The sequence below is a fragment of the Campylobacter sp. GTC17093 genome, assembly GCF_055397635.1.
Genome location: NZ_AP038832.1, coordinates 821,480 through 836,028 on the forward strand (window position 1 = coordinate 821,480; position 14,549 = coordinate 836,028).

A 14,549-nucleotide genomic window follows, 5' to 3' on the forward strand; every position below is an offset into this window, starting at 1 on the left:
ATGTGTAAAAAATTTTTACTTAAAAACTTAGATTGTGCTAACTGTGCAGCTAAAATGGAAGATAAAATTTCAAAGATAGATGGAGTTGAGAGTGTTAGTATAAATTTTATGAGTACAAAAATGAAGATAGATTTCGATGAGAACAAAGAACATGAAATTTTAAAAGAGTGCCAAGAGATTATAACTAAATTAGAACCAAATACAATTATGGAAATTCTATAAATGAAAAAAGAGATAAGCTTCATAGCTATTAGTATCTTTTTCATTATAATTTCTTTTTTTATCCACTATGCCACTTTAAAGATGGTTTTTTTAGCTATTGCGTATGTTATAGTAGGGCATAAGGTTTTGCTAAATGGTATAAAAACTCTAACAAATAGATCATTTTTAGATGAAAATTTTTTAATGAGCGTAGCATCATTAGGAGCTTTTTTTATAGGAGAGCATCTAGAAGCTGTTGCTGTGATGCTTTTTTATAAGATAGGAGAAACTTTTGAGGATTATTCGTTAAATAAATCAAGAAATTTACTAAAAGAAGCTATGAAGCTTATGCCAGAGTATGCAAATTTAAAGCTAAGTAATAGTGAGCATAAAAAAGTTGATCCAAATGATATTAAGGTAGGCGATATCATCATTATAAAACCTGGAGAAAAAGTGCCACTTGATGGTGTTATAATAAGTGGGGCATCCTCATTAAATACAGCTGCTATAACAGGAGAGCCTATCCCAAAAGAGCTTAAAAGTGGCGATGAAATCATAAGCGGATATGTAAATACAAATGGGCTTTTAGAAGTTAGAGTTACTAAAACTTTTGAAAACTCAACCATAGCCCAAATTCTAGAGCTTGTAGAAGATGCTACATCTAAAAAATCAAAACAAGAGAAATTTATAACTAAGTTTGCTAGAATTTATACTCCAATAGTAGTTGGTATAGCTGTTTTTATAGCTATAGTTCCGATATTTTTTGTGGGCGAGTTTAAAGAATGGCTTTATAGAGCGCTAATATTTTTGGTAGTTTCTTGTCCTTGTGCGCTTGTTATCTCTGTACCGCTTAGCTTTTTTGGAGGAATTGGAGCAGCAAGCAAAAAAGGAATTTTAGTAAAAGGAAGTAATTTTTTGGAGGTACTCTCAAAAGCTAAAACTTTTGTTTTTGATAAAACAGGAACGCTTACAAAAGGTGATTTTATAGTTGATGAGATAGTAAGTGTAGGGAAGTTTAATAAAGATGATATTGTAGAATATGTTATTTTAGCGCAGCTTTATTCATCACATCCTATTGGAATTTCACTTATAAAATATGCAAAAAATGAGAATATAAGCTTAGATGAAAGCTTGGTTTCAAATCTTCAAGAACTCCCTGGGTTTGGGATAAAAGCAAATATCAAAGGCGCTGATGTATTAGTAGGAAATGCCAATTTATTAAAAGATTTTGCTTTACCAAATATTGATAAAACTTCAACATTTATAGCAATAAATGGCGAGTTTGCAGGATATATAACATTTAAAGATGAGATAAGAGATGATGCTATAAAGGTTATAGAGTATCTAAAAACTAAAGGCATAAAAACAGCCATACTTACAGGCGATAAAGAAAGTTCAGCAAAGATCGTCTCTACTAAGCTTGGCATAGATGAGGTTTATGCCCAGCTTTCGCCTATGACAAAGGTTGAAATTTTAGAAAATTTGATGGATAAAAAAGCAAAAAATGAAACTCTTTGTTATATTGGCGATGGCATAAATGACGCTCCAGTTCTAGCAAGAGCAGATGCTGGTATAGCGATGTTTGGAAGCCCTGCTGCGATTGAAGCTGGCGATATAGTATTGCTTGATAATCATTTAAGCAAGTTAAAAATTGCTATGGAAATAGCTAAAAAAACCATAAGTGTGTCATATCAAAATATCATATTTAGCATAGGTACAAAAGTGCTAGTTTTGATTTTAGCTGTTTTTGGCTTTGCATCAATGTGGGCTGCAATATTTGCAGATGTAGGCGTTACTGTGCTTGCTATACTAAACTCATTTAGAGTTTTTGCTTATGCTAAAAAGATTTAAAAGATGAATCCATAAATAATTTTTAAAATTGTTAAGGCGACAATTGTTAAAAATATTGTTTTTATCCACTTTACATCTTTTTTCATAACAAAATTTGAGCCAAAATATCCGCCAAGTATTTGTCCAACTGCCATGATAAAGCCAACCAACCAAAGTATTTGCCCGCCAAGTATAAAAACAATCAAAGAGACAAAATTTGAAACAAAATTTAAAACCTTAGTATGAGCAACTGCTTTTTTCATATAAAGCCCAAGTAGCCCAACTAACGCAAATGTCCAAAAAGAACCTGTTCCTGGGCCAAAAAACCCGTCATAAAAGCCTAAAATAAATCCAAAAATGATATAAAATGGCTTTGGTGACATTCTAGCTTGCACGTCTTCTTTGCCTAAATTTGGAGATAAAATAGTATATATAAAAATGCCAATAAGCAAAAATGGGATGATATAGTTTAAAAACTTTGCATCTATAAATAGCACAAGTAGCGCTCCTGTGCATGCGCCTATGAAAGTAAAGATTATACCAGTTATTATCTCTTTTTTATCGATATAGCCTTTTGCCCAAAAATTTGCAGCAGCTGTAAAAGTGCCAAAACTTCCTTGAAGTTTATTTGTAGCAAGCGCAACATGTGGAGGAACATTCATGGCCAAAAGTGCTGGCAAGCAGATAAGACCACCCCCTCCAGCTATAGCATCTATAAAGCCACCTAAAAATGCAGCCGCAAAAAATACTCCAAATTGCCAAAGTTCAAATTCCATTGTTTACTTCTTTTTTAAATTTAACAAATATTTTAGCTCATTTAAATATAAATTTAAATAAATTTATAAAAAAGGATAAATATGCAAAAAGTTTATATGCACACGCCTATTGGGAATTTAGAAATTTTAGCTGATGATATAGGAATTTGCGAGATAAATTTTAAAAAAGATTTTTTAAATTTAGAAGTAAAAAATCATCATTTAAAAAAGTGCATAAAAGAATTAGAGGATTATTTTAGTGGAAATTTAAAAGAATTTAGTGTAAATTTGCATATAAGAGGAAGTGATTTTGAGATGTCTGTTTATAATGCACTTCTTAGCTTAAAGTATGGCACAACTGCTACTTATAGTGATATAGCGGAGTTGATAAATCATCCAAAAGCTCAAAGGGCTGTTGGCAACGCAAATGCCAAAAATAAAATTCCTATCATCATACCATGCCACCGAATAGTTAGAAAAAACTCTATTGGTGGATATAGTGGTGGCTTGGAAATAAAGAAATTTTTACTAAACTTGGAAAATAAATTTAGTTAATATATGAAACGATATCTAAGTTAAAGCCTTTTATTCCTACAAATTCTTTTTTAGAGCTTGAGCTAATCATGTCGATTTGTGTGATACCAAAATGTTTTAAAATTTGAGCACCAATTCCATAATCTTTTATAAGATTTTTACTGTCCCTACCATCATCTAAAAATAGTAAAATTCCGCCTTTTTGATTTAAAATTTCTAGACTTTTTGTAAGGTCATCATATTTTTTACTTGACATAAATTCCACATTAGATGATATTTTTTCAAACTTAACAACGCACCTTTTATCAAGAGATCCAAAAACAAAAGCAAAATGAGTTCTGCTTAAATGGTCTTTTATCTCATATTTTTTTACATTATATCCGCACAATAGTGTATCTACTGGATTATCAACATTTATAAGAGTTTCGTTTTGGAGTCTGTATTTTACGATATCAGAAATTGCAACCATATTTAGTCCAAATTTTTTGCAAAATAGCTTCAAATCATCTCTTCTTGCCATAGTTCCATCATCTTTTATTATTTCGCAACATATAGCAACTTCCATAAGCCCAGCTAATTTACATAGATCAACGCAACCTTCCGTATGACCCGTCCTTACAAGTACACCACCATTTTTTGCAATGAGTGGAAAAATATGCCCTGGACGCACAAAATCTTCAGGAGTTGTAGTTGGAGAGCACATAAGTTTTATTGTCATATCGCGCTCATATGCACTAACACCAGTAGTTGCTTCTTTTGCATCGATTGTTACTGTAAAAGCGGTCTCGTGAGATGATGTATTTGAGCTTACCATAGGTGTGAGATTCAGCTTTTTAGCTATTTCTTCGCTTATTGGTGTGCATAAAACGCCTTTTGCATGAGTTATGGTAAAGTTGATTTTTTCTGTGTCACTAAAAGTCGCTGCAAAAACTATATCGCCTTCATTTTCTCTATCTTCATCATCAACCATGACAAGCATTTTTCCCTGTTTTATATCTTCTATTGCTTGTTCTACGCTAATTAAAGTCATAATTTTCCCTGTTTTATGAAATTGTTACAATTGGTAGCTTTGATTCTTCTATGAGTTCAGTAGAAAAACTACCAAAGAAAAATCTTTTTATAGGATTTGAGTTAAACGCACCGCAAGCTATCAAGTCTATATCGTATCGTTTTGCAAGCTCAAGCATTTCATCGACACCACCATTTGTACTTAAAAATTTCATATTTTCATCATTATGCAATTCTTTTGCTTTTGCTAATATCTCATCCGCTTTTTCTTTGCTATCGTTGAGGTTTAAAATATATTTTTGTGTATTTGGATAATTTCTACAAACAAAATCAAAGATTTTTATACTTGATTTTGAATCATCATAAGCTATCAAAACTTTCTCTACTTTGTCTAAAATTGAGCTAACTGTGAAGATAGGGGATTTTGCATATTTTATGATATCAAATAGATTTTTACTTATTTCATTTGAGCTAACGCTATTTCCTATAACAAGTATACTTTCATCATCACATAAAGATTGTATTTTCGCGATAAGATCGCCTTCTTCTTGGATAACTTGCGATTGAAGACCGGAGTTTATTGCAAATTTATTATACATACCAAGAGTATTGCCAAGATTATCTGCTCTATCTTTGCTATCATTTAACTCTTTTACAATCTCATAATCCACATGATACTGATGTATCGGATCCATAATACCCATCATAGCAAATGATGAAGCATAATCTTGCAAGACCTCATTTACATTTAAAAAATAAATTTTTAAATTTAGCATCTTAGCGATATTTATCGCGCTCTCACATACGCTTTTATTAAGCGAGCTACCATCTACGCAAGCTATAATCTTTTTCATTTTCTTTTAAAACTTTCTTTTGTTTGTTCTAGCAAATTTTTTGCACCATCATAAATTTTATTTCCAAGCTTTTTGGCTTCTGTAGTTATCTCATTTTTCTTATTTTCAAGTTCAAATTTATCAAATTCTTGCTTTTGTACTTCTAAATTTTTAAATATCTTAAAGCTTTTTTTGCTTAACTCTTGTTTTAAGGTTTGCATTTTTTCATTAGCTTTTTTTGTAAGTTCTTCGATATTTTCATTTTCTTTAAGTTCGTCTATTTTTGAGAATATTAACTCTTTTGTCTCGTTTGTAAGTCTTATAAATTTAGCTGTATAAGTATCTAAACTGTTTTGTAATATATCTTCGATAATAGATTTTGATGGTTCTTCAGATATTAAAACTATATCTTTTAGAAGGATTATAAAATCATTTTCTATATTTTGAAGTTCTTTTATAGTATTAACTAGTCCCTCATTTACTTCTTTTGGTGCGAATTTTATCTCATCGCGGAGTTTTTCTATAGATTTAAAAATACCATCTTTATTTCCATTTATTACACCTTTTATAAGAGGACTTGCATGAATTTTGCTTTCATTTGCTACCCCAGTCGCTGCTTTTATAATTATTTTTGAGATATTTAGAATTCTTTCTTTTTTAAATTCACCTTCTATAATTGTTAGATATGATATATGTTTGCTTATTTCATATGCTGTATCTTCTACATCTTCACCATTTTCTATGGTTGTTAAAAATGCAGATTCAGCTGTTTCCCTTAATATGCCCAAAATCTCCAAACCACCTATAAGTTTTTGGTCTATTACATCTAAAATCATAAATTTATCTGGATTATCACTTTGCTTAAACTCATTTTCCATATTTTTGTATATATTTACAAGAGAGTTTCTTATGTCTTTACCTTGGGCATAAATTTGTTTTTTTAACTGATCATTTTCATATATTAGTTTATGAAAATATTGCTCTTTTTCGTATATGCTTGCTCTAAAAAGACCATCCATTATTGCTGATAAATTTTCTGTATTTAGTAAATTTTCACTTTTTACAATATTACATAATTCAGAAAAAATACCAGTAAGCTTATCTTCATTTGTGATCTCACCTACAAATTCATCTTTATACATTGTAAATATATAATCATTTAGACAAAGACTAAAATCCTCATTATTTTTGTGTGAATTTATAAAATTCAAAAATATATCTTTTTGCATCTTTTCCCTTTATAAAACAAATTTACATCTATTTTTTAGTTTATTAAATATATCAAGTCTCTCGCTATCATTTAATACAAATATACTTAGATTATGGCTTTGATATGTTCCACTACTACTTAAATTTGAAAATTCTAGTTTATACTCTTTGTTTTTAGTAACTAAACTCACAATATTTTCAACATTTTCATCTTTTGAAAGGATAATTTTGTATTTCCAAAAGCAAGGATAGTTGATTTTGGGTTTATTTTCGCACATATTCGCCACTTTTTCCACCACTTTTTCTTTCTAAACAAATTTCACTTATAATCATGCTTTTATCTACTGCTTTTATCATATCATAAATCGTTAAAAGTCCTATGCTTACACCAGTTAATGCTTCCATCTCAACGCCTGTTTTGCCGCTTAGTTTTACACTAACATATAATTTGTAACCAAATTCTCCTTCAAGCTCTTCTACATCCGTATCTATGCTTGAGATATTTAGTGGATGGCACATTGGTATAAGGTGAGATGTTTGCTTAGCTCCCATTATAGCTGCGATAATAGCGGTTTGTAAAACTGGACCTTTTGTTGCAGTATTTGTTTTTATGATCTCAAAAGCTTCTTTTGACATTTTAATAATACCACTTGCTGTTGCAATTCTAGTTGTATCATCTTTAGGGCTAACATCTACCATTTTTGGGCTGCCCTTTTCATTTAAGTGAGTTAGTTGCATGGTCATCCTTATTTTATAAGGACTATTATAACAAAGAAAAGTTTTAATAAAATAAAACCCTAAGAATAAATCTTCTTATCTTAGGGTATTCAAAAAGGAGGTTTTTTATTAATTGTGTGTGATTGTAATAATACTCTTTAGTTATAAATAGTGTTTGAATTTATTATAAACAGATTGTTTAAGTTGTAAATTTGCTTTTTTAAACTATTTTTAGCTATAATAAAAACTCAAATTTTATGAAAGGTGGTGATGGAAGTGCCAGGAGTTAAGGTACATCCAAACGAGTCTTTTGATGAAGCTTATAGAAGATTCAAAAAACAAGTTGATAGAAACCTAGTTGTTACTGAAGTAAGAGCTAGAAGATTTTTTGAACCTATGACTGAAATAAGAAAAAAACAGAAAATTTCAGCTCGTAAAAAAATGCTTAAGCGTCTTTATATGCTTAGACGCTACGAATCAAAACTCTAAGCCAAAGTTGGTCGCCATTTGGCGGCCAATTAACACAGATTGGGAGACTTCATGCAAAAGCTCTGCGTTGCAGATGCAGCAACTCATCTTGGTATTACAAAAGAAGCCGTTTATAATAGGATAAGAAGAGGCACTTTAGAGTTCGTAGAAGAAAACGGACAAAAATATATCATACTTGATTCAACTCCTAATAAAAAACCTAAAAAGTCTATAGAAAAAAATACGAAAAAAACAGATACAAATGATTTTTTTACTGAGTATTTGCTTGGTGAAATAAATGAACTTAAAGATGAAAATGCAAGACTTCATAAGCAAAAAGATGATTTATATTACCAAAAAGAACAAATTTTAATTCAAAACAAAGAAGAGATAAAACAAATTTATAAAGAAAAAGATGAAAAGTTAAAATACTTCTTAGCTCTTCTTGAAAAACCACTCCTTGCAAAGCAAAATGGCGATTATTTGGCGCCAATTGATGTTGAAATTAGTGATTATGAAGATAAAGATATTATAAAAAATGATATGAGTGATGATTTTGGTGATAACAAAAAGTGGATTAAATTTAGCACGTATTGTCTGATAAATAATCTTAGCTTAAAAGATGAAAAGAAACTAAAAAAATATATAATCTCAAGGATAGATACTTCTAAAAGAATTAAGCTGAAAAATGGTATTGTCTATATTAGAAGAGATAAAAAAATAAAGTAGGAACAATATGAAAAAATTTAAAAAAATAGCAAATTATGCAGCAGTTGGTGGACTTGGCGCAATGCTTATAACTGGACTAAATGGCTGTAATAGCGATCACAAGGAAGAGATAAATTCGCAAAATCAAGCTATGCAAGGTGCTTTTGTTATAGTTGAAGAAACTGAACCTGGCAAATACAAAATTCAAGAAGAATTTCCTAGTAAAGAAACGAGAATTGTTTTAAAAGATATAAACGGCACAGAAAAAGTTCTTACAAAAGAAGAGATGGATGCTTTGATAGCTGAAGAAAATGCAAAAATAGATGCTGGGGTTAGCCCACTAACTAATCAAAATGCACAGCTTCATAGTGGTGGATTATCTTTAGGAGAAGCAATACTTGCAAGTGCTGCTGGTGCTATTATCGGAGGCTGGATAGGCAATAAGCTTTTTAATAACACAGCTTATAATAATTACAGACAAACAGCTTATAAAAATCCAAGCACATACTCAAGAAGTGTTGATAGTTTTAATAAAGCAAAAGCAACCACTTCTTCAAGCTCTACTTCTAAAAAAGGCGGTTTTTTTAGTGGTGGAAGTAAAAGCAGTACTTCTTCTGGTAGTTATGGATCTTAAATTTGGAATGCCTTTTGCTTTATTTGGTTTATAAAATACATTAAAAAGCAAGGAGTGTAAAATGATGGTTATAAAAGATAGTTTAAACCGTGTAGATACTACTGCTAAACTTGGCGAAATCATAAAGCAAAATGATGAATTTAGTAAGATGTTAGATAATATTACTAAACAAAATGATGAAATGAAAAAAATAAACGAAAAGCTAAAGCAGGATTTAAAAGAGCAAGATAAGATGTTTAAACAATTTGATCTTGCATTAATAAGAAATCAAATACTTTTTGGTAATCTTGATGAAGCTGAACAAAGTAAACTTTTTAAAAAATCTTTGAAGATAGCAAAAGATCTTAGCGAACTTTAAAACATTTTTCGTCTCATGAATTTTGAATTTTAGGTTAAAAAGAGATATAATTTACAAAATGTTTAGGAGAACAAATGATAAATTTAAAACTCATTGAGACAAATTTTGATGAATTTACAAAAAAACTAAAAGCAAAAAAAACAAATCCAGAAATGTTAAAAAAATTGCTTGATTTGTATAATGAGCTTAAACTTAAAAAACAGGATTTAGAATCTCTTCAAGCACTCCAAAATGTAAAAAGCAAAGAACTTGGTATAAAAGCAAAAAGTGGCGAAGATATAAGTGCACTAAAAGATGAGCTTGCTAGCAATAAAGTAAAAATTCAAGATGGCGAAAATTTAGTAAAAGATATTGAAGTTAAGCTTGATAAAATAGCTTGTTCTATACCAAATATCATAGATGATGATGTTCCATTTGGTGAAGATGAAGATGGGAATGTAGAGATAAAAAAAGTTTTAAAACCAAGAGAGTTTGATTTTGTTCCAAAAGAGCATTTTGAACTAGGAGAAAGTCTTGGATGGCTTGACTTTGAGCGTGGTGCAAAGCTTGGAGGAAGTCGTTTTACTGTTTTAAAAGGCGAAGGAGCAAGATTAAATAGGGCGCTAGTAAACTACATGATAGATTTTAATACATCTCGTGGTTTTGAGCTTATGAATGTTCCTTTTTTAGTAAGACCAGAGATACTTTATGGTACAGGACAACTTCCTAAATTTGAAGAAGATCTTTATAAGATAAAAGAAGAAGAGCTTTATTTAATACCAACAAGCGAAGTTCCTGTTACAAATTTATATAATGATGAAATTTTAGATATAGAAAATTTGCCAATAAAAATGACTTGCTATAGTCACTGTTTTAGAAAAGAAGCAGGTTCAGCAGGACGCGATACCAGGGGAATGATAAGACAACATCAATTTGAAAAAGTTGAACTTGTTAGTATAACAAAAGCAGATGAAAGCGAAGCTGTACTTGAAGAAATGATAAATTGTGCAAGCGATTTGCTAACTTCGCTTGGTTTGCCGCATCGTCATATGATGCTTTGTAGTGGCGATCTTGGCTTTAGTGCAGCAAAGACAATTGATCTTGAAGTTTGGTTGCCTGGTCAAAATAGATATAGAGAGATAAGTTCTATCTCAAACACAAGAGATTTTCAAGCAAGAAGAGCAAAAATTCGCTACAAAGATGGTAAGAAAAATATTTTAGCTCATACGCTAAACGGCTCGTCTTTAGCGGTTGGTAGAACACTGATTGCTATAATGGAGAACTATCAAAGAGCAGATGGAAGTATAGAAATTCCACAAGCTTTACAAAAATACATGTAGGTAGTTTATGGCTGATGAAGAAAATATCGTAATACTCGAAGCTGGCGATAGTGATGATTTGACGCCACTTGATGATATAAACAAAAGCAAAGAAGAGACTAGCGAAGAAGATACGCCAAAAACAAAAAACAACAAAAAAAATATTTTGATAGGCTCTATAATAGGCTCTATAATTTTGTTAGTTATAATTGTAGTCCTCATATTGTATTTTGCTTTTCCAAGAAAAGATAAAGAAGTAAAAGCGCCTGATCCTCAAAAAAAGATAGAACAACCAGTATACAATACTGCAAAATTTGCTCCAAATAAAATAGATGATATGATTAAAAAAGCTAATTCTCTTTATGAAAAAGGCAATAAGTTAGAAGCGCTTAAAATTTATAAAGACATTTCTACTTATAATGAGTCGATATCTAATTATAATCTTGGTGTATCACAAATGCATCAAAATAATTGTGAATTAGCCATAAAATCATTTAAAAAAGCTATAAATGATATAGATAATGCTACGGTTAGTGCTTTAAATGCTGCAGCTTGTTCGCTTGAACTTGGAAAAAATGACTCTTTTGATTATTTTTTGAATTTAGCTCACTCTTTTTTGGTAAATGAAGCAGATTCACCACTTTTTAATTACTATGTTGCTCTTATAAACTATTACAATGGTTTTTATTATGAAGCTCTAAAAGTCCTAGATCATACTAAAAACGACCAATATAAAAGCAAATTTAATTATTTAAAAGCTAAAATATTAACTTTTTTGGGAAGAGAAGAAGAAGCAATTTATTATCTCCAAAACCAAAACGAGTTTAGTTCAAATTTTACTATAGGTCTTTTGTATGCTAAGATAGGTAAATTTAATGAAGCAAAAGAGTATCTTAAAAGAGCTCAAATAAGCGAACCAAATAGAAGCAAGATTTCAACAGCACTAGCTATAGTAAATGTAAAAATTGGATATTATAAAGAAGCAGCAAGTCTTTTGAAAGAACTAACCCAAATTGATGAAAATTTACCAAATAAACTTTATAGTGTCGGTATAAACTTAAATCCTAAACTTTTTGATATCAATATAGCTCAAAATAGCTTCGAAAAAGATATGTTTCATGATAAATTAAAAAGATATGAAATGATATTTTATTTTGTACCTTACCAAGTATTTGACGTAAATCAAGCTATAGATTTTGCTAGAAAAGGTGCTATAAATTTATCGCTTGAAAATGTCCAAAGTGCACAAGAATATCTTGGTAATTCAAGTACTCTTTCGAAAGTAAATTCTATGCTTTCTTCAAGCATTGCAAAAGCCTTTGATGATAGACTTAGAGAAGCAAATAAAGAATTTGCTGAGCTTTTAAAATTATATCCACAACATGCAGTTGTGCATTATAATCTAGCTTTAAGTTACGCAAAATTGCAAGACTTTAAAAATGCAGCTAAGTATTTTACAAGTAGTTATCATTTAAATCCTAAAAACCATACAGCAGGTGCGCTTGCTATAATTTGCAATGATATTTTAAAGGAAAAAGTTCCAAAGCTTATGAGTGAAGTTAGTGAAGGAATGCAAAACGATGATAAATTAAGTCCAGATGATATAGCCCCAGTTCTTCTTCATCTTACTTTAGATAATACAAGTGCTCTTATTAGTTGGTCTGAACTACCTAAAAAAAGATCTGCTTTAAATGTATTTTTTGAGACAATGGTGGCAAATCTTGCCCAAAATGAAGATCAATTTATCAAAAAAGCAGCTGAATTAAACTCAATATTACCAAATGACATTATGGCAAATATAATAAATTTTGTGGCTATAAACCATAACTTAGATATAAAGTCTTATGCAAAAAGTGCTCAAATTAGCATGCAAAATTCAAAATTTGATCTTAACTCGTTTTACTATGGTCCTTATATTGTAAAAGAGCAGTTTATAAAACTTCTTCAAATTTCTGGCTTTATACACAAAGCTAGAGCAGATCTTAAAAATCTAGTGATGGTTTCAGCAAATAGTGATAAATTTGTAAATTTACTAGAAACATTAGCTTATGTTGATATATATGCAAATAACTTTGATGAGGCCTATGTTATTTATAATAGGCTTATAAATACATATGGGATTACAGATGCTTCTTTGGTATTTTATGCTGCTGTTGCTAGTGTGGGGGCAAATCAGCTAGAAAATGCTATAGCAATGCTAGAACTAGCACGTGTTACTAATCCAAATGATCCTCAAAATCGAGTTCCTCTTGCTATGCTTTATCATAGTATTAATAATATGGAAGCTTCCATAAATCAGTATGATAGACTTGGAAATAGTGGTTTTATAAGCAACTTTTTTATTTTAGATATTGAATAGGGCTATTTTTTAAGCCCTATTGCAGTTTTTAACATCTCATTGCTTGTAGTAATGCTTTTTGAGCTAGCATCAAAGCCTTTTTGTAAAACTATAAGTTCTGTTAATTGTTCTCCCAAATCCACATTAGATTGCTCTAAAAAATTTGGTTTTATTTGTGCACCATAAACTAAATTTCCTCTAGCATCTTTGTAGAAAAAAGGATCTCCCGAGTTAGCACTTTTAGAAAATAATGTTCCGCCTTCTTTGTGTAAGCCTTGTTCGTTTTGAAAATGGAAAAGCGGTATTTTCGCTACTTCAATGCTTGTAGCATTACTGAAATTAGCATAAATTACTCCATTATCTCCTACTTTATAATCATTAAAAAGTCCTTCTCCTGCTCCATCTTTTTGGATATCAGTTATTTTGCTTTTATCTTCTCTAGCAACCATTCCGGCAAAAAGCATATTGGAAGCATTTGCACTACCAGGAGTGCCCAAATTTATATTTAAAGGCGAACCGCCATTGTCTATTGATCCTAGAGTTGAACTTTTTAGCATTCCTCTACCATCGAAAGTTACTTCTCCTGATGAAGAGCTTATAAGGGCATTTGCTGGAGAAAAAAGATTTGCTTTTACCTGCCAAACACTACCTTCGCCTTGACTTGGTATATTTTTTGTAAAATTAATTTGTAGTTTATTTTTTTCACCAGTTGGAGAAAATACATCTGTATAAAATGTAGAAGTATTTGGTACTTCTTGTTTTACAATACTACTTAAGGAAATATCAAGCGGAGATTGTTTGTCCATTTGGCCATTTAATACAAGATTTTCTATGCTCCAAGTGCCATCATCTTTTATTTTAGCATTTGCGGTTTGGATATTTGAGTTTTTATCTTTTAATGTAATTTTTATACTATCACCAGCTTTAAGTCTAGAATCTGATATATTGCCGTTTAAATTTAGTGTTCCATTGTCATTTTTGTTTTGAGTATTAGTGCTTGAAACTGAAATTTCAGTATCTTTAAATGTTGGTCTTACATCTAATGTACCTCTAAAATTAACATAACTTGTTGCAACGGCTGGCATATAAAGATATTTTGGAAGTTTTATTGGTTGTTGTGCAGTTTCAGTTCCTATTGTTAATTTTGTTTTGGGATCAGCCATATATGCATCTAGAATTGGTGTTTTGCCACTTTGTTTGTATAATTCGCCATAAGATTTTTTAGCAAAATCACTAAGAGTTGTTTGAGTAAAATTTGCCATAGTTCCTAGTACGAACTCACCATTATTAGTTACTAAATTTCCTTCTTTATCTATATCAAATGCGCCATCTCTTGTATAATATATATTTTTATTTTCTCCCATTACGCCAAAGTATCCATTCCCAGATATAGCAAGATCAAAGTTATTATCTGAATCTACTAGATTTCCTTGGGACATTTGGAGTGCTGTTGTTTGCATTGTTGCGCCAAGTCCAACTTGATTTGCTCCAGAGAAATATCCAGACTCTACTGATGTTTGGTAAAATATACTTTTAAACTCAGGACGAGAACTTTTAAAGCCAACATTGCTAATATTTGCTATATTATCAGCCGTTACATCTATGCCAACTCCATGGGTTTTTATTCCACTTACACCATTATAAAGAGACCTTAGCAT

Annotated in this window: 16 protein-coding genes; 9 read left to right on the top strand and 7 right to left on the bottom strand. The window is 30.6% G+C overall.

Annotation, left to right across the window (positions count from 1 at the left end; translation table 11 throughout):
* Both ACZ5VL_RS04235 and ACZ5VL_RS04240 read left to right on the top strand, forming a co-directional pair.
* Positions 1-222 carry a cation transporter gene (locus tag ACZ5VL_RS04235; RefSeq protein ID WP_464200186.1) on the top strand — a complete coding sequence of 74 codons (222 nt, stop codon included), beginning with the start codon at positions 1-3 and terminating at the stop codon, positions 220-222.
* The gene (locus ACZ5VL_RS04240; RefSeq protein ID WP_464200188.1) at positions 223-2,052 is read left to right on the top strand and encodes a heavy metal translocating P-type ATPase; all 1,830 of its coding nucleotides are present in this window, start codon (positions 223-225) and stop codon (positions 2,050-2,052) included. It abuts the gene before it with no gap.
* On the opposite strand, the gene ACZ5VL_RS04245 is transcribed toward ACZ5VL_RS04240, so the two are convergent.
* Entirely contained in the window at positions 2,049-2,807 is a 759-nt protein-coding gene (locus ACZ5VL_RS04245) for a TSUP family transporter (RefSeq protein ID WP_464200190.1), read from the bottom strand. The two genes, ACZ5VL_RS04240 and ACZ5VL_RS04245, sit on opposite strands and share 4 nt — an antisense overlap.
* 81 nt (positions 2,808-2,888) lie before the next feature.
* Here ACZ5VL_RS04245 and ACZ5VL_RS04250 point away from each other — a divergent pair, with 81 nt between their 5' ends.
* Positions 2,889-3,341 carry a methylated-DNA--[protein]-cysteine S-methyltransferase gene (locus ACZ5VL_RS04250; protein WP_464200191.1) on the top strand — a complete coding sequence of 151 codons (453 nt, stop codon included), beginning with the start codon at positions 2,889-2,891 and terminating at the stop codon, positions 3,339-3,341.
* On the opposite strand, the gene ACZ5VL_RS04255 is transcribed toward ACZ5VL_RS04250, so the two are convergent.
* The 5 genes from ACZ5VL_RS04255 to moaC are packed head-to-tail and all read right to left on the bottom strand — an operon-like array spanning position 3,334 to position 7,108.
* Positions 3,334-4,350 carry a bifunctional 3,4-dihydroxy-2-butanone 4-phosphate synthase/GTP cyclohydrolase II gene (locus ACZ5VL_RS04255; protein WP_464200193.1) on the bottom strand — a complete coding sequence of 339 codons (1,017 nt, stop codon included), beginning with the start codon at positions 4,348-4,350 and terminating at the stop codon, positions 3,334-3,336. The two genes, ACZ5VL_RS04250 and ACZ5VL_RS04255, sit on opposite strands and share 8 nt — an antisense overlap.
* Positions 4,351-4,363: 13 nt before the next feature.
* Positions 4,364-5,182: a universal stress protein gene (locus ACZ5VL_RS04260; protein WP_464200195.1), complete on the bottom strand. Its 819-nt coding sequence runs from the start codon at positions 5,180-5,182 to the stop codon at positions 4,364-4,366.
* Positions 5,179-6,390 (bottom strand): hypothetical protein, encoded by a 1,212-nt coding sequence (locus ACZ5VL_RS04265; RefSeq protein WP_464200197.1) that lies wholly within the window; start codon positions 6,388-6,390, stop codon positions 5,179-5,181. The genes ACZ5VL_RS04260 and ACZ5VL_RS04265 overlap by 4 nt, the downstream gene beginning before the upstream one ends.
* Before the next feature lie 9 nt (positions 6,391-6,399).
* A complete protein-coding gene (locus ACZ5VL_RS04270; RefSeq protein ID WP_464200199.1) occupies positions 6,400-6,648 on the bottom strand; it encodes an HP0495 family protein in 249 nt (82 codons plus the stop codon).
* Positions 6,635-7,108 (bottom strand): cyclic pyranopterin monophosphate synthase MoaC, encoded by a 474-nt coding sequence (gene moaC / locus ACZ5VL_RS04275; protein ID WP_464200201.1) that lies wholly within the window; start codon positions 7,106-7,108, stop codon positions 6,635-6,637. The genes ACZ5VL_RS04270 and moaC overlap by 14 nt, the downstream gene beginning before the upstream one ends.
* A 255-nt stretch (positions 7,109-7,363) precedes the next feature.
* Here moaC and rpsU point away from each other — a divergent pair, with 255 nt between their 5' ends.
* From rpsU to ACZ5VL_RS04305, 6 genes are all read left to right on the top strand, one after another.
* Positions 7,364-7,576 (top strand): 30S ribosomal protein S21, encoded by a 213-nt coding sequence (rpsU, locus tag ACZ5VL_RS04280; protein ID WP_033917069.1) that lies wholly within the window; start codon positions 7,364-7,366, stop codon positions 7,574-7,576.
* Positions 7,577-7,627: 51 nt separating this feature from the next.
* Positions 7,628-8,284, top strand: a complete 657-nt coding sequence (locus tag ACZ5VL_RS04285; RefSeq protein WP_464200202.1) for a DNA-binding protein — start codon at positions 7,628-7,630, stop codon at positions 8,282-8,284.
* Between the two features lie 7 nt (positions 8,285-8,291).
* Positions 8,292-8,897: a UPF0323 family lipoprotein gene (locus ACZ5VL_RS04290; protein ID WP_464200203.1), complete on the top strand. Its 606-nt coding sequence runs from the start codon at positions 8,292-8,294 to the stop codon at positions 8,895-8,897.
* 61 nt (positions 8,898-8,958) lie between these two features.
* Positions 8,959-9,255, top strand: a complete 297-nt coding sequence (locus tag ACZ5VL_RS04295) for a hypothetical protein (protein ID WP_464197653.1) — start codon at positions 8,959-8,961, stop codon at positions 9,253-9,255.
* Between the two features lie 74 nt (positions 9,256-9,329).
* Entirely contained in the window at positions 9,330-10,574 is a 1,245-nt protein-coding gene (gene serS / locus ACZ5VL_RS04300; protein ID WP_464197655.1) for a serine--tRNA ligase, read from the top strand.
* A 7-nt stretch (positions 10,575-10,581) separates the two neighbouring features.
* Positions 10,582-12,912: a tetratricopeptide repeat protein gene (locus ACZ5VL_RS04305; protein WP_464197657.1), complete on the top strand. Its 2,331-nt coding sequence runs from the start codon at positions 10,582-10,584 to the stop codon at positions 12,910-12,912.
* 2 nt (positions 12,913-12,914) lie between these two features.
* On the opposite strand, the gene ACZ5VL_RS04310 is transcribed toward ACZ5VL_RS04305, so the two are convergent.
* Positions 12,915-14,549, bottom strand: coding sequence for a flagellar hook protein FlgE (locus ACZ5VL_RS04310; protein ID WP_464197658.1), 1,635 nt, complete (start codon positions 14,547-14,549; stop codon positions 12,915-12,917).